Origin of the sequence: Arthrobacter sp. MP_M4 (genome assembly GCF_035984855.1) — a bacterium.
Classification (GTDB): domain Bacteria; phylum Actinomycetota; class Actinomycetes; order Actinomycetales; family Micrococcaceae; genus Arthrobacter.
In genome coordinates this window covers 1-23,679 of record NZ_JAXCHX010000030.1, presented here as the reverse complement: position 1 = coordinate 23,679, position 23,679 = coordinate 1, and the positions used below count along the sequence as shown (strand labels likewise).

The window sequence follows — 23,679 nt, the reverse complement described above, 5'->3', positions numbered from 1 at the left end:
ATGGTGGGCTTAGGATCCGATGGGTGAGAGTACGCTGACGAGGCCAAATAGGTCTTTGGGGTCCTCCGGGTTGGCGACGAGGTCGATTTCTTCGAAGAAATTCGAACCGTCGACTGCATCGCGGACGTAGCGCAGCGCTGAGAAATCCTCGATGGCGAAGCCGACGGAGTCAAAAATCGTGATCTGTTCCGACGTTGTGCGCCCCGGGGCCCGGTCGCCCAGAACTTGCCAGAATTCCGTGACGGGGAAGTCGGCGGCCATCTGCTGGATCTCGCCTTCAATGCGCGTCTGTGGGGTGTACTCCACAAAAACGTCGCCAAGTTCAAGGATGGCGGCGTCGAGCTCGGTCTTTCCGGGGCAGTCCCCGCCGATGGCGTTGATGTGGACGCCGGGGGTAATGAGGTCGGCCGTGAGGATGGTGGCGTTGGCCTTGTCGGCGGTGCAGGTCGTGATGACATGAGCGCCCCGCACTGCATCGGCGGCCGAAGACGCGACTGTGACCTCAAAGCCCAGAGGTGAGACATTGCGGACGAATTTTTCCATCGCGGCCGGGTCCGTGTCCCAAACCCTGAGCGTGGTGATCCCAAGGGCGGCCCTGAATGCCAGCGCCTGGAACTCGGATTGGCTGCCGGTTCCCATCATGGCCATGACCGTGGAACCCGGGTTGGCAAGTTTCTTCGCGACCATACCCGAGGTCGCCGCAGTGCGCAGGGCAGTCCGCACGGTCATCTCGGTCAGGAACGTCGGATACCCGTTGTGGACGTCGGCGAGGACGCCGAAGGCAGTCACCGTCTGGAAGCCGCGGGCAGGATTCGACGGGTGCCCGTTGACGTACTTGAAACCGTAGGTTTCGTGATCGCTCGTGGGCATCAGCTCAATCACGCCAAACGGGGTATGGCTGGCGACGCGGGGGGATTTGTCAAAGGACTCCCAGCGGCGGAAGTCGTCCTCCAGGTAGCCAATCATTTCTGAGATGATCGTCTCCGGCCCGCGACCGGCGACCCACCGCACCATGTTGTGGACATCGACAAACCGTGTCATTTCCATTCCCCATTCCCTTGTAAACAATCCATGCCTCAACCGTATGCGGCTACGATATGCACCCACAATGACCGAAAAGATTACTTTCTGGCTAAAAGGTGCGCGGAATGCTGAACAAGTGTTTACACTTCGCTAGTCTTGTCTGCCGCGGACAGCAGGCGGGGCATAGCGGGCTATCTCAACACGGAACTGAGCAGCAGGCTAGTCTCACTGTTGACGATCCCCTCGACACCCCGGATCCTGCCCAGCACGTTGTCGAAGCCACTGAGACTTTCCGTGCGCAGCTCCGCGACGAGGTCCCAACCGCCGTTTGTGGTGTGCAGTGACCGGATTTCGGGGAAACCTCTCAGCTCGCGGATCACTTTGTTGGCCGACCTGCCCTCCACTGCGATCAGGGTGATGGCGTGAAGGGCCAAAGGATCCACTTCATCACGGACCCTGGCTGTGAAGCCCACGATGGTTCCAGAGGTGAGAAGGCGATCAAGGCGGCTATTCACCGTTGCCCTGGCGACACCCAGTGTGCGGGCAAGGCTTGCCACAGAAGCCCGGCCATCTTCCCGTAGAGCGGAAAGGAGCTGCCGGTCAAGTTCAGTAAGGGATGTCATGTACACAATGTACAGGCGCCACCGGCAATATGATCATTTGTTCGAAGAAATGGAGGCATTTCCGCAATTGAGGGTGCACATCCTTGGGCCTTAGCGTGAATGCACCAGTGGATATCAACACAAGATCCGGCGAGGCAAAGACGCTCCGCCGGTTCCGTGTCCCGGACAGCATTTTGCCGTAGGGCCGGATTGCACCGCGTCCGGCGTTGGTGGGGAGAATTGGGGGTGTGGACAGTGTCCACACTTTGGGTCCCGGACTGGGCCGTACCGGTGCCGGACTGGGCCGGATTCCGTATGTTTCGGCGGAAGCCCAGTGTTTGCAAGGGCTGGAGTCCGGTTCGAGTCCCACCTCGGGCACAGTGTTTCCGCAGGTCAGCGGCCTTTTTGGTGCATTTTTCGTGTGGACAGTGTCCACACTCTCGCCTCTGATCTGATTCTCCGGGTGTGTGGGGTCCCGGAAGCGGCCTATTCGGTTGTGTAGGGGAGCGGCTGCCTACGGCGGACCGGGTACCGCCCTGCGGGGCCTCTTGAGGGTGTTCATCTTTGTTCGTCCTTCCCTTGGATTTTCGCGTTCACCACTTCATGGTGGCTGGGGCCGCCTACAACGTGACTTGCTGATTATTCTTTAGATGGACCTGGGTATGCGGCCGGTCCGGGTTTTCCACTCTGCTACCAGTTCATGCAGGAATGCGGGGGGAACGGCATGACATGGCTGCTGATCCGTTGCAGACCATGAGCTCGCTTGAGCCTGGCCAGTCGGTAGGCGGGCCGGCTTCGAGGGCGACTTGCAGGAACCAGTAGCCGCCGCCGCAGCCATCATTTTCCCCGTCACCGCCGCATCCGGATTCTGGGTATCCGGCGTTTGCTGTCTCCGCTGTTTCGCGGAGGGAGCCGGCCTACGGATCCAAAGCCAAGCACCCCCGACGATCTCGGCCTCCGCCGTCGATAACGCATGTTGGGTGAGCAGCGCGGCGACGACCCAGACCGGATCTTTGCCGATCGCCTGTACGATCACGGCGTTCGTTCATGGATACGCGGGCGTATCAGATGAGGAGTCCTGCCATCGTGTTGTGTGTACCGTTTAGCCCCCCGCGTCACCGGGCATTTTGCGGGCCGGTCTTACGGGAATCGACCGACTGGGGGAACCCGGCGATCGTGATCTGGAAATCTTGGGTGGCGCTTTCGCCGGTGGGGGACCGGCTTGCGGGCGCAAGGTCCGGATGCAGGTGCGGGCTGAAAGCCAAGCGTTCGAATACGATCGTGTGATGGCTATCCTTATCGCTCCGAATACGAGTTATCACTCTTCCTGGTTGGAGGGGTCCGCCGAATTTGATGGAGCCCACCGGGACGGTGGCGGCGGTGAAGACTGGTCGCTTGAGGATCTCAGGGATGCTGCTTCATTCCGGCGCTTCGTGGACGCGCTCGTCAACGATGCATTGCCGGAGAGCCCGCGGAAGCCCGGATATGTGCCGTGCACGTATTTGTGGATTGTGGACGGGGACACGTTCCTTGGCTCTCTGGCCATCCGGCATGAGTTGAACGATTTCCTCCTCAACGAAGGTGGACACATCGGATACAGTGTGCGGCCGTCTGCGCGTCGCCGCGGTCATGCCGTCAGGGCGTTGAGTGATGCCCTGCCTATGGCCCGCGAGCTGGGAATCTCGCGAGTTTTGGTTACGTGCGAAGAGGATAACGTCGGCTCGCGGGCGACGATAGAAAAAAACGGCGGCATCTACGAGGACAGCCGAGGCGGAAAACGCCGCTACTGGTTCGACGCCCTCTAACCTTTGTTGGTCCTTGTCCAGAATAAGGGTTCCACGGCGGCGACTGTCGACATTCTCGAGTGTCGTTAGGCGAACCCTAAACAGCATCCTTCACCGGATGTGCGCCGTGGTGGCAGTGGCCAACTTCACTCGAACGCCATTGTCAGTTCCGCCAGGGATTCTATGCGCATGTCAGCTTGTTCGACCTCCGGGCGCTGTGCGTGGAGGTATCCCCACGGGCCACGACGAACGAAGGCAGTCCGCATGCCGGCCTTGCGGGCAGGTAGAACATCGTTGTCGAGGCGATCGCCCATATACAGGATCTGCCCGGCATCAAGCTGCGCGGTGTCGACGATTCGGGAAAAGAACTCTGCGGAAGGCTTCGCCACACCCCACGCGGCAGAGGAAGCGATGAAGTCCGCTTTGAAACCGGCCTCGTGCAGCTGGGCCTCGACACCGGCCGGCTGGTTCCCGGCTATACCGACCGACAGTCCCGCGTGCCCGGCAGCGCGTAGACATGCAAGCGCATCGGGGTAGAGGTCCACTCGCTCGATGAGTGGAGGCTCGACCGGACGCTCGACCCCCAGCAGATCCCACACACGGCGGTGGTCCTCGCCTCGGCCGATGAGTGCACCGAGAATCCCCATCAACGTGAACGGCGTTACTCCCGCGCGCTCTGCCTGGGTATTCCACGCGCGGGTTTCATCCACCAAAGTTTCTCCGACATCGAACACCACCGCGCGGACTCCAGCAGGCATACGAATTGTCGTCATGGCGTAATTCTTTCACTACTCCAGAGCCGTCCGACGCCCGGTCCTCCGCACTGCAACGGGGCAACATTCAGCACTTTCCAGAAGCGCGGGCTTCCGGGCCTACGCATTCCCGTAAGACCCGCTGGCGAGACTGCCGGTGAAGGTGCCCTATTCGCTACGGTCAAAAACGACCGTGATCGAAATTTGCGTAATGCAAAACTGCTGGCTGATGAGTTTTGCCTGATGTGGGGCGAAACGGGACCAAGATAGGTTGTCGTTTTCGGGCTCGCGGGGGAGGGGCAGCTGACCCGCAATGCGAGGATTGACCAATGAAACCTGAAGCAGATGCGCGCCTGGACGCCGTCTTGATCGGCGGCCGCGAAAAACGCGCCATCGTCATCGTGGACTACGACCCTTCCTGGACCCAACGCTTCGAAGCTCTCGCCCAAACCATCCGGGATGCTGCTGGCGAGAAGGCGGTGTCCGTGGAACATATTGGCTCTACAGCGGTTCCAGGCTTGGCGGCCAAGCCCATCATCGACGTCCTCCTGACCGTCATGGACGTTGAGGACGAGGCTGCATATATTCCGGCTTTGGAAGAAGCCGGTTTTGTTCTCCGAGTCCGCGAGCTAGGGCACCGCATGCTCAGGACGCCTGCCAAAGATGTTCACGTCCATGTATTTCACCCTGGGGACGACGCCGTCCCGAAGTACAGAGACCTGCGCGATTGGCTTCGGGTCGATGAAGCCGACCGTACCCTGTATGCCGATACGAAGAAGTTGCTGGCTCGACAGCGATGGTCCGACATGAATGATTACGCGGATGCGAAGACCGAAGTCATCTCGCAAATCCTCGCGCACGCCACGGTCTGGCGCGAGCACCATTCCGCGAGCAACAGGGTATGACCACAGCAACCGCTGCACCCGACCCCGGCCTGGTGCCGGAACTTCTCATCACGGATCTCGACAAGAGCCTGGATTTCTGGTGTGGGCTATGCGGGTTCGCTGTGCTCTATCACCGGATGAATGAGGGCTTCGCCTATATCGCCACAGGCTCGGCGCACGTCATGCTGGAGCAGGCTGGAATGGGTCGAAACTGGATCACCGGGACTCTTGAACGTCCGCTCGGGCGCGGGGTCAATTTTCAGGTTTCGGTTCCTTCGATCGATCCTCTCGTGAAGGCCCTCCATGCCGGGGGCTGGCCGCTCTTCATGGAACCGGAGACCAAGTGGTACCGAACCGGGGAGCACGAAGCCGGCGTCACACAGTTTCTGGTGGCAGACCCCGACGGGTACTTGATTCGATTCCAGGCGTCTCTGGGACAAAGACTTGTCTCTCGCGGGACGGAATGAGGATCCACAGAATCGGCATCCGCTGGGCGCCAGTCAGTTGCTGATGTCGTCGACTGCGGCAGACGTGTTTTTGTGAATGAAGGCGTGGACCATCGGGATGAAACCCGGTGCCAGCTGCGACGCTCTGTCTTTGGCCGGATCGGGCTCTTCTGTGAACAGGCCGTGTCCGGCGCCAGGGAACACGGCTATGCCGTGGGGATTGCCTGGTAATGGCCGGAGCAGTGACGAGAAAACGGCCAGGCTTTCGGGGACTGGAACCAGTGCGTCGGATGCTCCCAGTAGGGCCAGGACCGGGCACTGGACCCTGGGCAGGATCACTGCGGGGTCAAAGTCGAGAACCTGCCGGAGAAATCCCAGCATTTCAACAGTGTCGAAGTAGCGCGTCGCGATTTCGTACCAGGTTCTGCCCCTAAAGGTTTCTTGACGGGTCAGGACTTCCTCGGGAGCCTGCCCGGAAAGCAGCCGGTTCGCACGGTCATCGAGCCACCTTCCGGCTTCCGCTAAGGAGATGTCATCCTGGCCGTCTTGGCGCAGGTCGTTCAGGATTCGGAAGCGGTCCTGGAACGCTGGCGAGACACCCGGCCCGGAGTTGGAGATGACGAACTGGACCCGGGCATCGAGGGCCGCTGCAATCAGCGCCACCCACCCGCCCTGGCTCACGCCGTACAAGCCGCACCCAATGCCCGCTACCGCTGGGTGGGACCTCAGCAGCGCCGCTGCGGCAAGGGATTCATCCGCCCGGGCACTTAGGGATTGGGTCCTCCAGTGACCAGGGGAATCGCCGCAGCCGGGTTTGTCGTGTGTGAGGACCACAGTTCCGCACGAGACAAGCAGATCAACGGCACCACCCCAGCCATCGGCTGTGCCTTCCCCGGAGCCATCCACCAGGACCAGCCCCGGCTGGGGGAGGGGCGAATGACGGTAGTGAATCAGGGCGTCGAGGTCGCCGGCGGCGGTGCTGACTCGGGCGCTCTCCCTGAGGATTGGTTCCATAGCCCGGACTGTACATCGCCAGATGGGTTCGTCCAGATGCTCGCGACGAAAGCCTGCCGGCAGTCCCAATGTCGACGAATGTCGCATTCAGAATAAAACGACACCTAGGCGCATGCCACGGTTCGCGATGAGCTTCAGTCGATCGAACCTGTTAGTCCCCAGACTCGTCGGAGCTGCGGCGCAAGGCCAGTGCCATCAGCGCTTCGTCTCGGGCTCCCGCGGTCAACCGGAGGGCTGAGGGCCGTAGCCGGATCTCGTGCCACCCGCAAGGGCGCGAAGCGGCCCTCCCGCACCCCGGTCCGTTAACGTGTTGATAGGAGGAGCGCTTCGACCCAGATGCGTTGGTGCTGTCTTGCGTATTGAGTTGCGGCTCTCCAGTGGTCACCGTGCCCATTGGCATACATGGTGCCCCATGGTTCCTGACCTGTCCCGTGAGAAGACCTCAGGAGGTCGTACATGGCTGCGGCCCGGCGATGCATGGCGGCGGGCAGGCCGGCGCGCAGGCCAGGGTCTGCTGCATAGCCATCCACGAATGCTGCGAGATTCTGTGCCGCTTCCGTGGGCGCCTGCTGGGTGTTGGAGAGCGTGAAGGCTTGAGCGGCGTAGGCGAGGTCCCATAGCCTTGTGCTCGGCGCGGCAGCGTCCCAGTCGATAAAGGTCCATCGTTTACCTATGATGAGGTTCCACGGGGCGAGGTCGTTGTGGCAGATTAGCTCTTCGCCGGGGCTGGGAATCGCCGTGATCCACGCCGCCCCAAGGGTCGGGTGTGAATGCTTCGCTGGCGTCGTGGATAGCTCGCACCATCGCTCCGACCCTGCCGAGTTCTGCATGCGTGAGTGGAGCCGAATCGAGCGCAAGCCGGCCTGGGATGAATTCCGTGACCTGCCTGCCCTGGGTATCTTGGCCGAGGGCGGCGGGGACATCGACCCCGGCCGCCCGGACTGCTGTCATGAACGCGAGGACATTGGGGGTTGCCTCGGTCCACGGTTTACGGACTGTTGACCCCACACGCACAACGACGCCGCTGGCGTTGCCTCCGCTGAGTATTTCCTCGTCTTTCACAGCTAAAGACTGGTTCTCGACAGACGGGTGTCCGAACGCTGACCCTCGGCGGGCACGAAGTCGGAGGTCGTGTGCCGTTGGCGGCTAAGGACTGAATCCGCGATCCGCTGCGCGGCTTGGTCCGCAGTGATGTGCGTGGTGTCGATGACCTCGGCTTCATTGTGCAGCCAAGTATGAGCTGCTTCGGCGTACGGTTCCAGGTACGCGAAGCGGAACGTCGAAGGGCCGAGGTCCTTATCGTTCTGTATTCGGTCGCGGAGCGTTGCCTGGTCGGCGTGGAGAACAAAATGCTGGATCGGTATGCCGTGAGCGGTCAGCCCCTCGCTGATCTCCCGCCAGTAGGTCTCCACCAAGACCGTCATCGGCATCACGAGCGTGCCGCCGGTGTACTCGAGCACGCGCCTGGCGGTTTCGACGACGAGCGTCCGCCACGGGTCCCAGTGTTGGAAGTTATCCGTCGCGGGAAGTCCGGGCTTGATGTCCATGAGTACCTCACCGACCTTTTCAGCGTCGAAGACGCGGGAACCGGGGAGCAACTGCTGCAGGAGCGCGCTCGTCGTTGTTTTTCCCGCCCCGTGGGTGCCGTTGAGCCAGATAATCATGGACCGAAGCCTAGCGCCGAAGACGTTTCCTTCCCCGCACGGCCGACAGCCCGGTAGGAGCCCTTGAAGAAGGGCTGCTGGACTAGCTTGCTTCTGCTGGGACTGCAGAACGTATCCGCAGGCAGAGTCCGACGAGTGCTGCTGTGGCGAGGCAGAGGACGGCGTTGATGCCGATGGCCGGCAGTACGGCGTCCAGGACCTGCTGCGGGGCGTTGCCGCTACCGTGCTGGAGTAGGGATGCGGCGATGATGGTGCTCATGACGGGGATGCCCATGGTGATGCCGACCTGCTGGCTCATGGTCGTCAGCCCTGTAGCGAGGCCCTGTTCGGTGTCCGGCAGCCCGGTGGTGGCGGTGACCATGAATCCGACGATGGCGGCGAGGTTCGCGACGCCGCCGACGAAGGTGCCGATCAGCACGATGATCAGTGAGGCTTGGCTGGTGTTGATGAAGAGCAGGGAGCCGGTGGCGGCGGCCTGGACGCTGAGACCCGTGATGATGGTGTTCTTGGTCCCAAGCCTGCCGATGAGCTTTGGGGCGATAAGGCCGCCGAGGACGGTGCCGGCGCCGAGCACGGCGAAGGCAAGGCCGGCCCCGAGCGGGGTGTAGCCGAGGACCTGCTGGAGGTAGAGGGTGAGGACGAAGACCAGTGAGGTTTCGGTGGCGAACGCGAGGATCCCGGCGATGTTGCCCCAGGCGATGTTGTTCCGGCGCAGGATGGTCACGGGGACGAGGGCGTGTGCTGTGTTTCTTTCGATGAAGTAGAACACGATGAACAGCCCCGCGCCCGCGGCCAGAGAGCCCCAGGCTAGCGGGTTGGTCCAGCCCTTTTCGCCGGCCGTGGTGAGGCCGAAGACGAGCACGAGCAGGGCGACGGTGACGGTGACGGCGCCGGGGACGTCCAGCTTCGTCCTGTTCCCGCGGGCGGATTCGGTCAGGAGTTTCGGCGCCAGGATCAGAACGAAGGCGGCGACGGGGATGTTGATGAAGAACGCCCACCGCCAGGAGAGCAGGTCCGTCAGGAGGCCGCCGAGGATCGCGCCGGTGGTGAAGCCGGCCGCCATGAGAGAGCCGTTCAGGCCCAGTGCCTTGTCCCGCAGCGGACCCTCGGGGAAGGACGTGGTGAGCAGTGACAGGGCGGCCGGGGTCACGGCGGCGGTGGCGAGGCCCTGGGCGACACGGGCCGCCAGCAGCACACCGGGGTCGGTGGCGAGGCCTCCGATAAGGGAGCCGATCCCGAGCAGCGCCATGCCGGCGATGAACAGGCGTTTGCGTCCGAACAGGTCTGCGACCCGGCCGAAGAATAGGGTGAAGCCTGCAGCGCACAGCGCGAAGGACGTGGCGATCCACTGCAGGTGTTCCAGGGAGAATCCGACGTCGGCCCCGATCCGGGGGAGGGCAACGTTGAGGATGGAGAAGTCCACCGCGAGGGTGAAACTGGCGGTCAGCAGCAGGATCATGATGAGCCGCTGCCGGCCGGTCATGCGGGCAGGCGCTGAGGGGGCTGGCGGGGCTGGTGGTGCGGTGAGCTGGGGGAGTGGTGAGGTGTCGTGGGTTGTCATGGCGGGGGATGTCCGATCGCTGAGGTCTGGGATGGGTTCCTTTCCACCCTGCCGGTCCCGGGCGCGGACAGCCACGCCGTGCTGTGGGTAGCACTGGCAGTGCTACCCACGTTCGGCGATGTTCGGGAATACTCACAGGTATGAATCAACCGGCAGCCATGGGCGAGTTTCTGCGCAAACGACGGTCCTCTCTGAGCCCGGGCGACGTTGGGCTGATGGACTACGGGACACGGCGTGTGCCTGGCCTGCGGCGTGAGGAAGTGGCGATGATGGCCGGGATGAGCGTGACCTACTATGCCCGGCTGGAACAGGGCCAGCACCTGAACGCCTCCGACGCGGTCATTAACTCCCTTTCCAGGGCGCTGGCGCTGACCGACGTCGAACGCAGGCACCTTTCGGACCTGTCCGGCATCAGACGGCGGAACGCGAAGCCCTCCCGCAGCCGCCCGGATTGTGTCCGGCCCGGAACGAAACGGCTGATCGAGACCATGCACACGGTCCCAGCGGTGGTGCTGGGTAAACGAACGGAAGTCCTGGCCTGGAACGTCGCCGGCCACGGCCTGGTCGCCCCGCACCTGGAGTTCGAATCCCCGGAAACGCCGGCACAGCGGCCGAACATGACCCGGATGCTCTTCCTGGACGACGCCACACGGGGCCTGTATCCGCACTGGCGGACCGAGGCCGGCCGCGCCGTGGCTTCCCTGCGGCTCCTGTCCGGCCGGTTCGCCGACGACACCGAGCTCGCCGCGCTGGTCGGAGAGCTGACCCTCAAAAGCCCGGAGTTCGCCGTGATGTGGGCCGAACACCCGGTCGAGAACTGTATGTCCGGTGCCAAGACCATGAACCATCCCGAGCTCGGACCGCTTGACCTAGGATTTGAGGTCCTGACCATGCCCGACGACTCCGGTCACCGGATCCTGACCTACACGGCTGAACCCGGCAGCGCCGCGGCCCGCGCACTCGCCCGGCTTAGTGACAGCTGAACTGCCTAGGCGCCCTGATCAAAGAGGCTCGCGTTGCGAGGGCAACAGGTGGGAGCAGCCGTTGGCCTTGGAGCCAGTGGCCTGGCTAATGCAAGCCCGAAACCAGACTGGGCGATCTCTGCACCGAACTCGGCATCACCCGCCAGACCTTTTACGGGCACATCTCACCCACCGGAGAACTGCGTCCCGACGGCGAAAGACTCTTTTACCGGTAAACATCAGGTAGGGCCGCCAAACGAAAGCTGTGTGGATGAGAGAGCAGACCGAGGTTGTACTGGTTCACGGATTGTGGCACCAGCCTGCTCATTTTGACCGGTTGGCGGATGCCCTGCGAGAGCACGGAGTCGCTGTCCATGTTCCTCGTTTGCATCGCGGCTCTCTCGCTGCAGATACTGCAGCGGTGCAGGAGGCTGTGGACGGATGCAGGCTGCCGCCGGTTGCCCTGGGTCATTCCTACGGTGGATCTGTCATTACGGGCCTTGAACGGGTCAGGCACCTCGTCTACGTTGCGGCATTCGTGCCGGCGGCGGGTGAAAGCGGTGCACAGCTGGGAGGAGCAGCCGCACTGGTCAATGGAGCTGTGCGACACAACGAGGACGGGACGACCAGCATCCAGCCGGAACGGGCTCGCGAGGTCTTGTACGCAGATTGCACTGAATCGGACAGCACTTGGGCAACAGCGCTGCTCGTGCCGCAACAGCCCGGGCATGGCCGCGGGGTACCGGGCCATATCGCCTGGCAGAGCGTCGAGAGCACGTACATCATCTGCGAGGAAGATAGGGCACTCAGCCCCGCCCTGCAGGAACGAATGGCCCATCGGTGCACCAACGTAGTCAGTCTTGAGTCGAGTCATTCACCCTTCATTAGCCGACCCAGGCAGCTCACCGAACAGATCGTTGGAATCTAGACCAAACGCGAGGCCCGCCGACCTATGCTCCGGTACCCGCGGGAGCGCCTGGGCCCCAGGGAGAACGCTGAAAAGGCAGCGGTGTCCGCGCCGGCTACCGGGCAGGAATCTGCGTTGACCGTTCCAGCAGATCCGATGTGGTCACGACTGTGGCGAACTCTTCGTGGAGATTCACGCCGCTGATTCTGGACAGGACAGCTGCGGGGATGTTCTGACCGTCCGGGTCGGTGCGGTCGAAGGTGTGGGTCGCGTCGAGGGGGAAATAGACCCGGTAGCCCAGATTGCCCCCGACGCGAGCCGTGGTTTCGCAGCAATGGTTGGTGGTGATGCCGCAGACGACCAGCTCCCTAATGTCGTTTTCCTGGAGCCAGGCGTGTAGATCGGGAGTGCCGTGGAAGCTGGAGTTGACGTTTTTGCGCACCAGAAGATCCGGTGTGCCAGTGATGATGTCCTTGAACGCGCTCCCGGGGTTATTCGGGTGCAGGGGGAAGAAGGCGTGGTCGAATCGTGGCGGACGGAAACGATGGGACGGCCGGTGTCCCGCCAGCGCATCAGCAGGGCCGCGATGTTCGCCTCGCAGGAGGGGTTATCGCGCGGACCCCAGTATGCGGCGTCATCGAAGGCCCGTTGGACATCGACGATCACCAGTGCAGCACGGGGGTCAATGGTGGGATTTCGCGCGTGGCCCATGGATGGTCCTGTCGGGTGTTGGTTAACGATGTGGGACTGTCTCATTCGACCCGGCGTGCCGGGACCGGCGGTCTCTCAACTGTTACGTGTATGGTCCACCCGCAGCATCGTAAGGTCCTCAGCGGCGTTGATGATGACCCCACATCCGGGTTCGGTCACAGCGAAGACGGTCCCTGGCTCCAGGGCGTACCGGGCATGTCCTCCAGGAAAGGACACCCAGCCGCGGCCCGCAATGCAATAGAGGGACGTTCCCTCCCCGGCCTCTACCCGTCGTTCGCCATCGGTCTTGTAGATGCCGAGTTCCTGTATCGCGTAGCCGAACTGCTGATCCTTGGATATGACCTTGCCGGCGCCGCATGCGTCACGGTCGGCCGTTGTTGCGTGGAACATTGAACTCTCTTTCTCGATTGCGATGAAGAAGCGGGGCGGGACGCCCAGGGCTGATCATTCATGCGTGTGCTGTCTTGGTGTCCCGCGAATCGGTGGCAGCTGCTTGGGGGTGTTTGAATCCTGGGCGGGTGCTGCGTGTCTGGATGTCTTCCAGTTCCTGGAACAGGGTCAGCTGCAACCCCTCGGGTCCGGTCAGCCTGGAGTTCAACGATTTCCATGGCGTTTCGCGTGGCTCGGCGATGAGAGTGGCGCCGCCCGCGACGAGATCCTGCGTTGCCGTGGCCGAGTCGTCTACTTCGAAGGCGACCCGTATTTTTGCGCTCCGTTGGCCGCCGGCCTCGATGTCGTCGATCATTCGGATCTGGGCCGGGTTGGAGAGTTCGAGCGTGGCGCGACCGACGTCGAGGATGGTGACTCTGGCATCGCCCTCACCTTCGAACGCGGCTTGTTCGGTGAGCCCCAGCACATCGCGGTAGAACGTCACCGCGGCCTCGTAATCGTCGGCTTCGACGATTACGAGGCCGCGGTCGCACGGGGGCTGTGGTTCTCTTCTCAGTGGTCATGCTCGTACCCTAGAACCTGACACCAATGTGAGAGGCAAGGCATAGATGCGTATCGGAGAACTTTCGGCCGCCACAGGGGTCAGTGTGCGCTCACTGCGGTATTACGAAGAGCAGGGTCTGCTGAGTGCGGACCGCACCGGATCAGGGCAAAGGCTGTACGGCCCGGATGCGCCGGCCCGTGTGGGGCTCATCCAGGAGCTCTTCGGCGCCGGGATATGCAGCGCAACGATGGTGGATCTGCTTCCGTGCATGAGTGACCCCGGCGTCAGGACGCCCAAGCTCCGAAGCCGGTTGCTCCAGGAACGCGACCGGATCTCAGACACCATCACAAACCTCGCGACGACCAAGGCTGCCCTGGACCGGATCATCAACGAAATCAAAGTTGATGGCTGAACCTGCAAATGGCCAACAGCCCGGATTCTCCCGCGCCGTTGAAGCGCCTTTCCTGAGAATCCGTCCGCGCGACTCAGAAACGAACGTCTGGTAGCCAGCCCCGGCGTTGCGCAGCCACGCGCACACTGGAAAAACCCAGGACAGGTCCGGGCCGTTGCGCGCCCCGGCCGGGAGCAAGCCGCCGCCATCACCCGGTCGTAGACCGGAAAACGCGCTGCAGATGAATCTGTCATGAGAGTTCTAGCTGGGCGACGACTTCGGGCTTTCTGTGCTGCAGAGGACTCGCCGCTCGAGGAGACGCGGCCCAAATCAGAGCCGCGTCCGCTGAGGGATCCCCCACCGAACACCTCAGCGGATGGCGAGAATTGCTCCGTGGGATCGCTGCCCGGTGGTTGTCCGAGCGTGCGTCTCGACCACATTGAAGCCCGCAGCTACCAGCTCGTCGCAGAGGTCACTTACCGGCCATTGGTATGCCGGGACGACCGCATGATCGAATTTCTCGACGACGTGGCCATGGAAGAAGCCGATCAGCAAGGCGCCGCCAGGGCTAAGGACCCGGCTGAACTCCAGGAGAGGAGCGCGGATCGTGTCTGGCTCATAGTGGATTAGTGAGTACCAGGCGAGCACTCCACCAATTGTCCCGGTGCCGACGTCTAGGGCGTCGAGGCTGCCTGTCCGGAACGGAATGCCGGGATAAGTACCGCGGGCGTGCGCAATGAACTCCGGAACCAGATCCACTCCGACTGCAGGGACCCCCGCTTCAGTGAGGAAGTTCGTCCAATGACCCGGACCGCAGCCGGCGTCGATCACCGCACCCTCGATGCCGTCCGCCCACGTCGCCACCAGTTGACGATCTGAAGGGTGCACAGCACCGAGTGAAGCAAAGCGTTCGACGTTTTCCACCGCCCGACGCGAATACGCATCGCTGACAGCGCTGATCATGCGTTCGAGTCTAGGCAAGGTACGGACAGGTGCCCGGTTGCCGATCCTCTACTCGGTGGTACGTCAGTTTCGAGGATTGACATGTAGTGGACGTCAATCCATTGCTCGTCGGACCACAGCGCGTCCCGGCCCGTTCCTTCATAGCGAAATCCTACTTTCTCATAGACATGCCGGGCCCGCGGGTTGAAGGCGTAAACCTCAAGAGCTATCCGATGAAGACCAAGCTCGTGGAAGCCGTACCGGACAATCAGCTCGGTCGCCTCACTGCCAAGTCCCCGGCCGCGGCCTTCGGCGCCAAGGAAAGTGCGGAAGCCGCAGGAGCGATTCAACGCGTTCCAGTCGTTGAGCACGACTTCTCCAACCATCGCGTTCGTCGCCTGATCGATCACGGCGAGGACGAGACGGTCATCAGCGGAGCTCCAGCGTTCGTACGTCACGCGGAGGTCATCAACAGTCCATGGCAGCGTTGTCTGGCTGCTGGAGTGCACTGTTCCGGTCAGAATTGCAGCTTCGGCGTCCTGGAGCATCCGATGCACTGTAGGGGCGTCCTGAGCCTGAATCGGTCGCAGTTTGACGCGTTGGCCCTCGATTGTCGGCTTATGCGTGAAGATCGTGGTCATGCGGCCAGTTTGTCAGAAACTCTAGGAACCTCGTCCGTAAGCCGGTCCTCCCCGGCGGCAGGAGGGCAACACGCTGCACTCTTTTAGAAGCGCGGGCTTCCGGCCCTGCGGATGCACGTAAGACTGGCCGGTGAAGGTGCCCTATTCGCTACGGTCAAAAACGACCCTTTGTGCCTGTACTGACGGAGAAGGCCAGAGGCCCTCTCATGTCATTTTCAGAAGTCGTCTGCACGCGCGCTCCCGCGGAATTCCGGGGGAGTGCAGAGGAGTATGGACATTGAAATGTCAGGAGTGCCCTGCACGGAAATGCATTCTGCTCAATAGTCCTCTGCACCAACAGTCATTTTTCAGAAGTCGCCTGCACCAACCAGCAGGAACTAATTCTTTGGTGCCTCGGTCGCGCCCGTTGCCGGGACCCATCGGTAAAGGGTGGGCACGGAGACCCCTAGGGTGTCGGCGACCTCCCGGGGCGGTGTTCCCTGGTGGAGGAGCTTTCGGGCTGAGCGGATCTTGGCATCCGTCATGATGCGTTTGCGGCCGCCGACCCGTCCTTGTTCGCGCGCTGCCTGTAGGCCTGCCTGGGTGCGTTCGACCATGAGCTCGCGTTCCATCTGCGCCAGGGAGGCCATGACGTTGAAGAAGAAGCGTCCGGAGGCGGTGGTGGTGTCGATCGAGTCGGTAAGGCTGACAAAGCCAATGCCGCGGTTGTTCAGGCCTCCGGCGAAGTCCAGTAGGCCTTTCACGCTACGGCCGAGACGGTCCAGCTTCCACACAATGAGAGTGTCTCCCTCACGGAGTGCTTCCAGCGCCTTGGCGAGACCGGGCCGGCCCGCCTTGGTACCGCTCATTGTGTCTTCAAAGATGCGGTCGCATCCTGCACCTTTTAGGGCAGCCAACTGCAGGTCAAGGTTCTGGTCGCGCGTGGACACTCTGGCGTAGCCGATACGGTGTGCAGCCATATGGGTTTCTCTTCTCAAAACTCGATTCGGACTCCTGGCTCGACTGTACAGTTCCGAGAACTATTTATGAGAACCGCCCGCCGGGGCTGGGCTTCTCGTCACGATGGCGGTTTCCCGCAGAACGCCGTGGCCTTCGGGTGCCTCGCTGCAAGCGCCGCCATTCTCGATTCAAGGTGTTCTTGAAATCCTTCGTTATCGAGAACTGCCAAAATGTTGTGAATTGCAGCGGCAGCTGGCGTTGGCCTGTCAGCCGGGCCAACGGCCCACCGATCTCTTCAAATCTGTCCCGTGGAGGGTCAAGAGCGAACCGGATTTCCATGGGCGTCCGGAGTCGTTGTCTCCGCACCAACGAGCAGAGCGCGATAGCGGGCGGCATCACAAAGTGCTGTGAAAGTCAGAACGGCCAACCGGGCGACGCCCACAAGCACCAGCATGGTGGCGAACATAAGAACGTGGGCAAGGGAAATCAGGAAACCGATGCCGAGGGTCATAAGAAAGGTCATGTTGAGGACCAACGTTGAAACGTCCATCATTTCTCCTCGATTCTCCTTCCTGCGATATGCACAGATCATGATGCCGGTGGATCAGCTCCCGCAGCAGTTACCAGGCGCTGCCTGTTGCCCGTTCAGGTGCCCAGCAGCCGGCGTTCGTGGGCGAATGCGACCAGCTGGAGCCGGGTGCGGAGTTCCAGCTTGTCTAAGACGCTGCGCAGGTGAGTTTTGATGGTTGCTTCGGAGACGAACAGGCTCTCCGCCATTTCACCATTGCTGAGGCCTTTGGCCGCGAGCAGAAAGACGTCCCGCTCCCGCACGGACAGGACGTTAAGTACGGACAAGTCCGGACCGGTAGCGGGCACGTTGCGGGCAGCATGCTCAAAGAGAGAATGGATGGATCCTGGGGCGATGACGGAGTAGCCGGAGTGGACGGTCCGGATCGCTGCCAGCAGGAATTCCGGTTCCGCGCTCTTGAGCAGATACCCGCTCGCCCCAGCCTTCACGGCCTGGACCACGGCCTGATCCCTGTTGAACGTGGTCAACGCGATGATCTTTGGCTTGTCGGTTCCGGCCGCCGCGGCGTGCTGCACGATCCGCCGGGTGGCTTCGACGCCATCCATGATCGGCATCCGCAGGTCCATCAGCATGACGTCCGGACAACGTTCGACCGCCAGGGTCACCGCTTCTTCCCCGTCATCAGCCTCTCCCGAGAGTTCCAAATCCTCCTGACTCTCTATCAGCATGCGGATACCGGCCCGGAACAAGGGCTGGTCGTCCACCAGCGCCACGGTGATCCGCGCCCCGGCATCAGCCACGTTCGTCCGCTTCCCGTGCGGCCCCTGCCAGCCGGGGCAAACCTGTTGCGGCCAGCGCAGGCTGGGCTTCCGCGCCCGAAATTTCACCGAAAGTACCCCCGGCGCCGGCCGTATCGTCCGCGGTCCTCGCTTCCCGGGTTCCGTAGGGGATGAAGACCGTCACCCGGAAGTGTTCGCCGTCCGGTCCGGCCGTCAGCCAGCCGCCGGCCAGATGGGCGCGTTCGCGCATGCCGGGAAGTCCCCGCCCGACCCGGGGTGTGGCCGGATTCGCAGCGTCTTCCTTGCCGGCTGGGGCGAGGGCCGAGGCCACGTGCAGAGTCAGGCCCGGCCCACTCCAGTCAAAGTGGAGCCGCACATCCGTGCCGCGCCCACCATGTTTGAGGGCATTGGTCAGGCACTCCTGCACGATCCGGAAGACCGCCATCTCCTGTCCTGTGGAGAGCTCCACAGGAGTCCCAGACTCGCTGGGGTGGATCGTCAAACTGCCGCGCTGCATGCCTTCGATGAGAGCCGGGATATCGCTCAGCCGCGGCTGGGGCGTCACCATGCCGTCATCACGGACTCCCTCGATCACGCGTTGGGCATCCACCAGGGCGCTGCGGGCTGAGCGGGCGATAGTGTCCAGAGCATTGAGGACGGACTTGGGCTGGTCCTTGCTCAGGTACCGGGTCCCATCGGCCTGGGCGGCGATGACCGCGAGGGAATGGGCCAGGACGTCGTGCAGATCCCGGGCGATGCGTGTCCGTTCCTGCTCCACGATCAGGTCGATCTCGGTTTCCTTGAGGCTGCTCTGCGCCAGCTCACGGGAACGGAACAGGCTGCCCCGTTCCTGATACAGCGCCAGCAGAAGACCGACAGCGGCACAGGCCCCGGCGATCAGCAGGAGGAGCGCAAACAGCTGCCAGCCATAGTCCTGCAGCATCCACCTGTCGCCAGCGTACGCAGGGGGGTACCAGCCGACACCGTCGCCGTATCTCCACGAGAGCATCAGGAACGCCATGATGGCAGCGGCGACCACGTTCGCTCCTGCCGCGATGTACCGCAACCGCGGCGGGGCGGTCCACAAGATGAAGCCGAGAGCGACAAAGGAGCCCAGGTAGATGGGCCAGTGATTGGAATACATCGGCGGCAGGGCATGACTCAACTGTCCGGCGAGGAGCGCCGCCGTGAACCCGAGGGACACCAGCGGCTTCCACAAAGCCGTGGCAATCGCCAATGTCATCAGCACCAGCGGCCAGTCCCCTGACCATGACAGCCAGGACCCTCCCATCCTTCCTGCCTCGGCCACACACCACAGCGAGAAGAAGACGGCGGCCGCCACAAGCGCGCCCCAACGCCGTGCAAAATTCAGAACTGGTTCCATGCCAGTCACCATATCCACGGCAAACACACCCTTGCCTTCATATCGCCGCAATCTCAACCTCAAAGCCAGAAGATTCATCCTTTGGGCCAGCTTTTAGGCCCGCGGCCCTTCAACCTGTGAGCCTCCCTCGCCCCTTCGTATTGGACGGACGCTCGCACTTTTTGCCCGCACTGTTCGTGGAAACCGATGGTTCCCGACTGGGGCGCAATTATTCGAAACGGGTAGCCGTCATTGCGGTATTGCCCCGGATGAGACCGAATGTTGCGGTGACCGCTCCGAGGGCCAGGAGCAGGCTGAGGCCCAGGGCCATGAAGTACTTGGGCGCCGGCCAGGTCATCCGGTAGGTGTCGTCAATGAATGTCACCATCAACCAGGCCACGAGGAATCCGAGTCCGCCCGACAGCAGCAGCACGGTCAGGAGCGGGACGGCTGCTTCACGGGTGATGATCCGGCGCAGGACGGACACCGGCATCCCCATCAGCCGCATCAGACCCAGGACTCTCTTCCGGTCCAGAATTGCGGAGGCGGTGGCGACGGCCAGGGACAGGCCGGCGATTGCGATCGCGACAAACATGCCGAGATAGGCGAGCACGGCCAAGCCCTGAATCAGGCGGGTGCTGGACTGCAGGTTGACGTCCAACGTGGAGGTGGCCGGGATGGCCGTGATGACTGAACCGTTTAGGGCTGTCCGGGCGCGGTCCATGGCCGCCGGGGTTCCGTCGGTGCCAAGCACAATCACGACCGGTGCCAGTCCGTCCAGGTTGGCGGCGGGCTCCGGGGTCAGGGCCAGTGGCTGCTTTGTCCAGTAGTGGAGGAACGAGGCATCAACGGCGACGGTCTTTGTTGCCGGGATGTCCTCGAACCCCAGGCCGGCTGCGTCCGCGGAGCGAAGGTAGATTTCAGGCCCGGCATCCGGTCCGGAGAGGGCTCCCGGGCCGTAGCCGACGGTGGCGCTCCGGATTCCGGGCAGTTCCATGGCCTGCCGCGCGACCTCCGCCGCTTGGGCCGGGGTGTGACCGGTGCCCACGGTGGCGTGGAGGCTGGTGGGCTGCAGCAGTCCGGGACGGGCCGGGCGCACCTCAGTGGACTCGATGATGCTGGATCCACCGGCGAAGACGGAGACGACGAACACGGCGATAACGAGTCCTGACACGGCCCGGAAGGTCGCCACGGGGGTTTTTAGGATCCGGCTGGCGGCAATGACTCCCGCCGCGCTCCGCGCCTGGCGCAGCCCGATCCGGCTCACCAGACGGGTCAGCCAGGGCCCGATGACCACGATGCCGACGAGGATCAGCAGAAAGCCGAGAATCAGGAGCGGTGATGTCAGCCATAGCAGTCCCGCCTCACCGAGGCGGATCATAAGTACAGCGGTGATCATAGCGACAAGTCCGGCCAGCAGGGGAACGCTCCGCCACATGGTGGGTGTCTTTTCGTGCATGGCCCTCGTCACGCCCAGGGGGCCAATGCCGGCCCGGGCCGTGCGTTGCCCGGCCACGAGTGCCGAGGCCGCAACCACCACGGCGACGACAGCTGCGGCCGCCACCCAGCCGGTGGCCAGATCGGCCGCGAACATCCTGGTGCCGTTGACCGGTATCTGTGCGGCAGCCGGCCTCAGCACGAGGGCCAGCACGACGCCCAGCACTGCACCGATCAGACTGGGAACGGCGGTTTCAACCGCGGCGATCCGGGAGACGACCTGTGGCGATGCGCCAATGAGGCGCAGGGTCGCGAAGCGTTCCCGGCGCTGGGCAGCCCCCAGACCGGTGACAATGCTGATCAGCAGCAGCACGGGGAAGAACACCGCAATGGCCCCGATGGACAGCACCGTGCTGTAGGCGGCCGCGCTGCCGCCATAAGGATCGGTTGTGAAGTCTGACACCAGGGAAGCCCTGCCGTTTTGGCGGAGTTCGGCTTCCGGTGTTCCCGTGACGACGATCAGGGAATCCGGTCCGGGCAGCGCAGCAGCGTCTATCGTGCCGGCAAACGTCCCGAAACGGTCGCCAAGCTCATCCCTCGGCGTTGACTCGATCAGACGCTGCAGCGCCGGGGACGCGTAGTAACGGCCCGGTGCCGGAGGGTTGCCGATCCCGGGGATCTTGACCGTGGTCGTGCCGAGGGCCGCGACGTCGCGGCGGTTTATCAGTTGGTCATGGAAGACCTCCACCGGGTTGGCCTCCATGAGCACAGTGTCGGCGGTCAGCGGCACCGGTGTCCCCGGTCCTGACGTGGTCGGATCCTCCGTTGGCGAGGCGGCCACGGACGGGCGCCCGGTTTCGCGCAGCCAGGCACCGCGGTCATCACGTGTGCTCAGGCCGTTGGCGCCACCCCACAGCAACAACAACAGGCACACTCCGACAGCGACCCCACCGGCGATGCCGGCGAGCCAGCCATAGGCCGACCGGCTGCCGACCACTGCCAGCTTGAGCAACCCGGGATTCACGCGGACACCCGGTATCCCGCACCGATGGCTCCGTCGCGCACGATGACTTCCCGGTCCGCATACGCGGCGGTGCGGGCATCATGGGTGATCATCACCACGGTGGTGCCAGCTTCGCGGACAAGTTCGAGCATAAGCGTCAGCACGTTTTCTGATGCGAGGGAATCCAGCGAACCCGTGGGCTCATCGGCGAACAACACGGCAGGGGACGTCACCAGTGCCCGGGCAACAGCGACGCGCTGGGCCTGCCCTCCGGACTGTTCACCTGGGAGCTTGGCGCCAAGCCCGTCCAAACCGAGGCGTTCCAGTAGCGCCGTGGACCGGCGCAGCGCCTCCGGCCGCCTGGTCCCTGAAAGGAGCAGAGGGATGCTGACGTTATCCACCGCCGTGAGCTCCGGCAGCAGCTGGCCGAACTGAAAGACGAACCCGAAATCGGTCAGCCGTAGCCGGGCCCGTTTCGGCTCCCCGAGGGCATTGATCTCCATCGGTGGCCGCCCGGCGGGACGGTAGGTCACCGAACCGCCGTCGGGTACAAGAACACCAGCCAGGCAGTGCAGCAGCGTGGACTTACCGGAACCGGACGGGCCCATGACGGCGAGCACTTCCCCTGGGTGGACGTCGAGGTCGATGCTCCGCAATGCCTCGGTCTGGCCGAAGGAGTGGTGCAGGCCGCGGGCACTGAGGATGGGTGGTGCAGTGGTGTCATGGGTGCTCATGCGCTCTGAAGCTCCTTCTTGAGTTGGGTCAGGCGGGCGCTGGTGAGGTCGATCCAGCGCAGGTCGGCTTCGATGTGGAACAGGCCGTGGTCGCACATCAGGACCCGCAGCAGGTCCGCGTCCTTCTTCAGGCGGGTCAATTCACGCATGCGGGCCATGTGTTCGCCGCGCTGCACATCGAGCAGCCGGTCGGCGTCGTCATCGAGCAGCAACGCGATCACGGTCTTCGCAAAGAGTTCGCTTTGCAGGGACTCCGACGGGACGTCGGGGGTGAACAGCCACTCGCGCACCCTAGCCTGGCCGGCGATGGTGATCTCGTACTCCGGAGCAGATCATTTGGTCGCTGAGCCTGGACAGTCGGTGGGCGGGCCGGCCTCGAGAGCGATTTTAAGGAACTGATGGGCTTTACCGCCTCTGCCTTCCCACCGGTCAGCCCGCCGCCGCGGTGCTTGTTGCCAAACCCTGTTCTGTTGGATGGCGATCGCGGTGAGAGGTGTCGGTATAAGGTTGTGCGTTTTAGGCCGGTCTTCGCGGTGATCTCCTTCATGGAGAACTTTTTGTCCCGTAGCAGGGAACGATTCCGGGTCCTCCATCAGCTCGGAGAGCCGGCGGTGGACTTGCGCGAGGGCTGGCAGCGTGAACTCTGCCCGGATGGGGCCCAGGTCTGATCGCTGATCGTTTGAGGGATCACCGGGGCCTATCGCAAAGGGGTTCGCTCTGAACCTGAGGATTGTATGGACACGCCAAAGCAGTGGAACCAGACACCTGAGAGATGTTCACGACGTAAGCGCTTAAAGGGCCTTCTGAGTCGCTGAGTTTCGAGGCCAGATTCATGTAACACCATCGCTGTCTCGACGTTCTATCGCGTCGGCGAGTGCGCGGAGTTGGCGCGTGGCGGCTGGCGCGTTACCGAGAACGTACGTTGCGAATTTGGGATCGTCTGCTGTCTCGACCATCCGCAGGGCGTCAATCTGCATTTGCGTCATGGTTTCGATCGCAACGACGATTTCTTCGACACTAGGTGCTAGTTCAGTTTTTCGTCCATCCCGTGAAATATCACGCGCGGAAAGGGCCTCGCCGGTCTCGGGCTCTTCCTCGGCGAGTTTGGCGAGCACGAATGTCACGATATTCAGCTCTCTGCGACGCGCCGCGAGCCGGTCGTCTAGTTCGGTAACTCCGTTTGGGGCAAGGAACAGTTGCCCAATCTCGAACGGTTGAAGTCCGAGAGCAATTGAGGTTTCGGCAAGATGCCCTAGACGCTCAGCTTCCAGTAGCACCCACTCCCTTTGAATGGCCATGTTCTTGATGGTGTCACCGCTGAAGGCGGGACCCACGATAGCGACAGAACTGGCATGATTGCGATCCTTGTGCGTCTGAATAGCCACATCGCTTATGTCCGTGTGTGCGACTTGACCTGTTGATCGTGCTTTTGCTTCAACTATCGCTGTCATTCGCGAGCCATCAGCATTGCGCCAGTGAACGAGGACATCGGTGTCACCGGACCCACTGATCACACGAGCCTCGAACCCCATCGCGAGAAAGACGTCCCGAACAGCATTCTCGAATGCTCGGCCCGACGCTAGCCCTACGTGTCAGGCTGGAACGGTACCAAGGGCTCATAGCAAGTCCGCTTAATCGCGTGGGGCGAGAACCAGGAATCCAGTAATCATGTCCAGT

Annotated in this window: 26 protein-coding genes and 1 pseudogene; 6 read left to right on the top strand and 21 right to left on the bottom strand. The window is 62.8% G+C overall.

Going from position 1 to position 23,679, the window contains the following annotated elements; translation table 11 throughout:
* Window positions 1-9: 9 nt before the first annotated feature.
* Together RCH15_RS16990 and RCH15_RS16985 are read right to left on the bottom strand one after the other, a co-directional pair.
* A complete protein-coding gene (locus RCH15_RS16990) occupies window positions 10-1,041 on the bottom strand; it encodes an ornithine cyclodeaminase (RefSeq protein WP_326961847.1) in 1,032 nt (343 codons plus the stop codon).
* Window positions 1,042-1,214: 173 nt separating this feature from the next.
* Entirely contained in the window at window positions 1,215-1,646 is a 432-nt protein-coding gene (locus RCH15_RS16985) for an Lrp/AsnC family transcriptional regulator (protein WP_282384386.1), read from the bottom strand.
* 1,265 nt (window positions 1,647-2,911) lie between these two features.
* On the opposite strand from RCH15_RS16985, the gene RCH15_RS16980 reads away from it, so the two are divergent.
* Entirely contained in the window at window positions 2,912-3,430 is a 519-nt protein-coding gene (locus RCH15_RS16980; protein ID WP_326961832.1) for a GNAT family N-acetyltransferase, read from the top strand.
* Between the two features lie 125 nt (window positions 3,431-3,555).
* On the opposite strand, the gene RCH15_RS16975 is transcribed toward RCH15_RS16980, so the two are convergent.
* Entirely contained in the window at window positions 3,556-4,182 is a 627-nt protein-coding gene (locus RCH15_RS16975) for an HAD family hydrolase (protein WP_326961831.1), read from the bottom strand.
* A gap of 308 nt (window positions 4,183-4,490) precedes the next feature.
* On the opposite strand from RCH15_RS16975, the gene RCH15_RS16970 reads away from it, so the two are divergent.
* Together RCH15_RS16970 and RCH15_RS16965 are read left to right on the top strand one after the other, a co-directional pair.
* A complete protein-coding gene (locus RCH15_RS16970) occupies window positions 4,491-5,066 on the top strand; it encodes a GrpB family protein (protein WP_326961830.1) in 576 nt (191 codons plus the stop codon).
* Complete coding sequence (locus RCH15_RS16965; RefSeq protein WP_326961829.1) at window positions 5,063-5,512, top strand: bleomycin resistance protein; 450 nt, start codon at window positions 5,063-5,065, stop codon at window positions 5,510-5,512. Before RCH15_RS16970 ends, RCH15_RS16965 begins: the two co-directional genes overlap by 4 nt.
* Before the next feature lie 33 nt (window positions 5,513-5,545).
* Here the strand turns inward: RCH15_RS16965 and RCH15_RS16960 are convergent, their stop codons facing one another.
* The 5 genes from RCH15_RS16960 to RCH15_RS16945 form a co-directional block, all read right to left on the bottom strand.
* Entirely contained in the window at window positions 5,546-6,505 is a 960-nt protein-coding gene (locus RCH15_RS16960) for an alpha/beta hydrolase family protein (protein WP_326961828.1), read from the bottom strand.
* A 302-nt stretch (window positions 6,506-6,807) separates the two neighbouring features.
* Window positions 6,808-7,182, bottom strand: a complete 375-nt coding sequence (locus RCH15_RS16955; RefSeq protein WP_442784968.1) for a hypothetical protein — start codon at window positions 7,180-7,182, stop codon at window positions 6,808-6,810.
* Window positions 7,172-7,513, bottom strand: a complete 342-nt coding sequence (locus RCH15_RS19145; RefSeq protein WP_442784967.1) for a phosphotransferase — start codon at window positions 7,511-7,513, stop codon at window positions 7,172-7,174. Before RCH15_RS19145 ends, RCH15_RS16955 begins: the two co-directional genes overlap by 11 nt.
* Window positions 7,514-7,569: 56 nt before the next feature.
* On the bottom strand, window positions 7,570-8,169 hold the full coding sequence (locus tag RCH15_RS16950; RefSeq protein ID WP_326961826.1) for an AAA family ATPase: 600 nt from the start codon (window positions 8,167-8,169) through the stop codon (window positions 7,570-7,572).
* 82 nt (window positions 8,170-8,251) lie between these two features.
* Window positions 8,252-9,730: an MFS transporter gene (locus tag RCH15_RS16945; RefSeq protein WP_326961825.1), complete on the bottom strand. Its 1,479-nt coding sequence runs from the start codon at window positions 9,728-9,730 to the stop codon at window positions 8,252-8,254.
* A gap of 140 nt (window positions 9,731-9,870) precedes the next feature.
* On the opposite strand from RCH15_RS16945, the gene RCH15_RS16940 reads away from it, so the two are divergent.
* Together RCH15_RS16940 and RCH15_RS19140 are read left to right on the top strand one after the other, a co-directional pair.
* Complete coding sequence (locus tag RCH15_RS16940) at window positions 9,871-10,713, top strand: helix-turn-helix transcriptional regulator (protein ID WP_326961824.1); 843 nt, start codon at window positions 9,871-9,873, stop codon at window positions 10,711-10,713.
* Window positions 10,714-10,963: 250 nt separating this feature from the next.
* Window positions 10,964-11,620 (top strand): alpha/beta hydrolase, encoded by a 657-nt coding sequence (locus RCH15_RS19140; RefSeq protein ID WP_409017482.1) that lies wholly within the window; start codon window positions 10,964-10,966, stop codon window positions 11,618-11,620.
* 94 nt (window positions 11,621-11,714) lie between these two features.
* On the opposite strand, the gene RCH15_RS16930 is transcribed toward RCH15_RS19140, so the two are convergent.
* The 3 genes from RCH15_RS16930 to RCH15_RS16920 all read right to left on the bottom strand — a co-directional run bounded on the left by RCH15_RS16930 (window position 11,715) and on the right by RCH15_RS16920 (window position 13,214).
* Complete coding sequence (locus RCH15_RS16930; RefSeq protein ID WP_442784966.1) at window positions 11,715-12,068, bottom strand: isochorismatase family protein; 354 nt, start codon at window positions 12,066-12,068, stop codon at window positions 11,715-11,717.
* Between the two features lie 317 nt (window positions 12,069-12,385).
* The gene (locus RCH15_RS16925) at window positions 12,386-12,700 is read right to left on the bottom strand and encodes a hypothetical protein (protein ID WP_326961823.1); all 315 of its coding nucleotides are present in this window, start codon (window positions 12,698-12,700) and stop codon (window positions 12,386-12,388) included.
* 58 nt (window positions 12,701-12,758) lie between these two features.
* Window positions 12,759-13,214 carry a VOC family protein gene (locus RCH15_RS16920; RefSeq protein ID WP_326961845.1) on the bottom strand — a complete coding sequence of 152 codons (456 nt, stop codon included), beginning with the start codon at window positions 13,212-13,214 and terminating at the stop codon, window positions 12,759-12,761.
* Between the two features lie 94 nt (window positions 13,215-13,308).
* Here RCH15_RS16920 and RCH15_RS16915 point away from each other — a divergent pair, with 94 nt between their 5' ends.
* Window positions 13,309-13,656 carry a MerR family transcriptional regulator gene (locus RCH15_RS16915; protein ID WP_326961822.1) on the top strand — a complete coding sequence of 116 codons (348 nt, stop codon included), beginning with the start codon at window positions 13,309-13,311 and terminating at the stop codon, window positions 13,654-13,656.
* A 348-nt stretch (window positions 13,657-14,004) separates the two neighbouring features.
* On the opposite strand, the gene RCH15_RS16910 is transcribed toward RCH15_RS16915, so the two are convergent.
* From RCH15_RS16910 to RCH15_RS16865, 10 genes and pseudogenes are all read right to left on the bottom strand, one after another.
* Window positions 14,005-14,598 (bottom strand): class I SAM-dependent methyltransferase, encoded by a 594-nt coding sequence (locus RCH15_RS16910; protein WP_326961821.1) that lies wholly within the window; start codon window positions 14,596-14,598, stop codon window positions 14,005-14,007.
* Window positions 14,595-15,218 (bottom strand): GNAT family N-acetyltransferase, encoded by a 624-nt coding sequence (locus RCH15_RS16905; protein WP_326961820.1) that lies wholly within the window; start codon window positions 15,216-15,218, stop codon window positions 14,595-14,597. The genes RCH15_RS16910 and RCH15_RS16905 overlap by 4 nt, the downstream gene beginning before the upstream one ends.
* Before the next feature lie 377 nt (window positions 15,219-15,595).
* A complete protein-coding gene (locus RCH15_RS16900; protein ID WP_326961819.1) occupies window positions 15,596-16,177 on the bottom strand; it encodes a recombinase family protein in 582 nt (193 codons plus the stop codon).
* Window positions 16,178-16,473: 296 nt separating this feature from the next.
* Complete coding sequence (locus tag RCH15_RS16895) at window positions 16,474-16,710, bottom strand: hypothetical protein (protein ID WP_326961818.1); 237 nt, start codon at window positions 16,708-16,710, stop codon at window positions 16,474-16,476.
* A 92-nt stretch (window positions 16,711-16,802) separates the two neighbouring features.
* A complete protein-coding gene (locus RCH15_RS16890) occupies window positions 16,803-17,486 on the bottom strand; it encodes a response regulator transcription factor (RefSeq protein WP_326961817.1) in 684 nt (227 codons plus the stop codon).
* Window positions 17,479-18,849 carry a sensor histidine kinase gene (locus RCH15_RS16885; protein WP_326961816.1) on the bottom strand — a complete coding sequence of 457 codons (1,371 nt, stop codon included), beginning with the start codon at window positions 18,847-18,849 and terminating at the stop codon, window positions 17,479-17,481. The genes RCH15_RS16890 and RCH15_RS16885 overlap by 8 nt, the downstream gene beginning before the upstream one ends.
* A gap of 208 nt (window positions 18,850-19,057) precedes the next feature.
* Window positions 19,058-21,289 carry an FtsX-like permease family protein gene (locus RCH15_RS16880; protein WP_326961815.1) on the bottom strand — a complete coding sequence of 744 codons (2,232 nt, stop codon included), beginning with the start codon at window positions 21,287-21,289 and terminating at the stop codon, window positions 19,058-19,060.
* Window positions 21,286-22,002, bottom strand: a complete 717-nt coding sequence (locus RCH15_RS16875; RefSeq protein ID WP_326961814.1) for an ABC transporter ATP-binding protein — start codon at window positions 22,000-22,002, stop codon at window positions 21,286-21,288. The genes RCH15_RS16880 and RCH15_RS16875 overlap by 4 nt, the downstream gene beginning before the upstream one ends.
* A complete protein-coding gene (locus RCH15_RS16870; protein WP_326961813.1) occupies window positions 21,999-22,292 on the bottom strand; it encodes a hypothetical protein in 294 nt (97 codons plus the stop codon). The genes RCH15_RS16875 and RCH15_RS16870 overlap by 4 nt, the downstream gene beginning before the upstream one ends.
* Window positions 22,293-22,832: 540 nt before the next feature.
* A pseudogene (locus RCH15_RS16865) lies at window positions 22,833-23,567 on the bottom strand (restriction endonuclease); the annotation flags it as partial.
* Between the last annotated feature and the right edge of the window lie 112 nt (window positions 23,568-23,679).

Coding starts and splice junctions, on each gene's coding strand:
- RCH15_RS16970 (WP_326961830.1), top strand. CDS start 4,491: ATGAAACCTGAAGCAGATGCGCGCCTGGACGCCGTCTTGATCGGCGGC.
- RCH15_RS16965 (WP_326961829.1), top strand. CDS start 5,063: ATGACCACAGCAACCGCTGCACCCGACCCCGGCCTGGTGCCGGAACTT.
- RCH15_RS16980 (WP_326961832.1), top strand. CDS start 2,912: ATGGCTATCCTTATCGCTCCGAATACGAGTTATCACTCTTCCTGGTTG.
- RCH15_RS16900 (WP_326961819.1), bottom strand. CDS start 16,177: ATGGCTGCACACCGTATCGGCTACGCCAGAGTGTCCACGCGCGACCAG.
- RCH15_RS16915 (WP_326961822.1), top strand. CDS start 13,309: ATGCGTATCGGAGAACTTTCGGCCGCCACAGGGGTCAGTGTGCGCTCA.
- RCH15_RS16885 (WP_326961816.1), bottom strand. CDS start 18,849: ATGGAACCAGTTCTGAATTTTGCACGGCGTTGGGGCGCGCTTGTGGCG.
- RCH15_RS16960 (WP_326961828.1), bottom strand. CDS start 6,505: ATGGAACCAATCCTCAGGGAGAGCGCCCGAGTCAGCACCGCCGCCGGC.
- RCH15_RS16940 (WP_326961824.1), top strand. CDS start 9,871: ATGAATCAACCGGCAGCCATGGGCGAGTTTCTGCGCAAACGACGGTCC.
- RCH15_RS16925 (WP_326961823.1), bottom strand. CDS start 12,700: ATGTTCCACGCAACAACGGCCGACCGTGACGCATGCGGCGCCGGCAAG.
- RCH15_RS19140 (WP_409017482.1), top strand. CDS start 10,964: ATGAGAGAGCAGACCGAGGTTGTACTGGTTCACGGATTGTGGCACCAG.
- RCH15_RS16950 (WP_326961826.1), bottom strand. CDS start 8,169: ATGATTATCTGGCTCAACGGCACCCACGGGGCGGGAAAAACAACGACG.
- RCH15_RS16985 (WP_282384386.1), bottom strand. CDS start 1,646: ATGACATCCCTTACTGAACTTGACCGGCAGCTCCTTTCCGCTCTACGG.
- RCH15_RS16905 (WP_326961820.1), bottom strand. CDS start 15,218: ATGACCACGATCTTCACGCATAAGCCGACAATCGAGGGCCAACGCGTC.
- RCH15_RS16990 (WP_326961847.1), bottom strand. CDS start 1,041: ATGACACGGTTTGTCGATGTCCACAACATGGTGCGGTGGGTCGCCGGT.
- RCH15_RS16895 (WP_326961818.1), bottom strand. CDS start 16,710: ATGATGGACGTTTCAACGTTGGTCCTCAACATGACCTTTCTTATGACC.
- RCH15_RS16910 (WP_326961821.1), bottom strand. CDS start 14,598: ATGATCAGCGCTGTCAGCGATGCGTATTCGCGTCGGGCGGTGGAAAAC.
- RCH15_RS16945 (WP_326961825.1), bottom strand. CDS start 9,730: ATGACAACCCACGACACCTCACCACTCCCCCAGCTCACCGCACCACCA.
- RCH15_RS16975 (WP_326961831.1), bottom strand. CDS start 4,182: ATGACGACAATTCGTATGCCTGCTGGAGTCCGCGCGGTGGTGTTCGAT.
- RCH15_RS16875 (WP_326961814.1), bottom strand. CDS start 22,002: ATGAGCACCCATGACACCACTGCACCACCCATCCTCAGTGCCCGCGGC.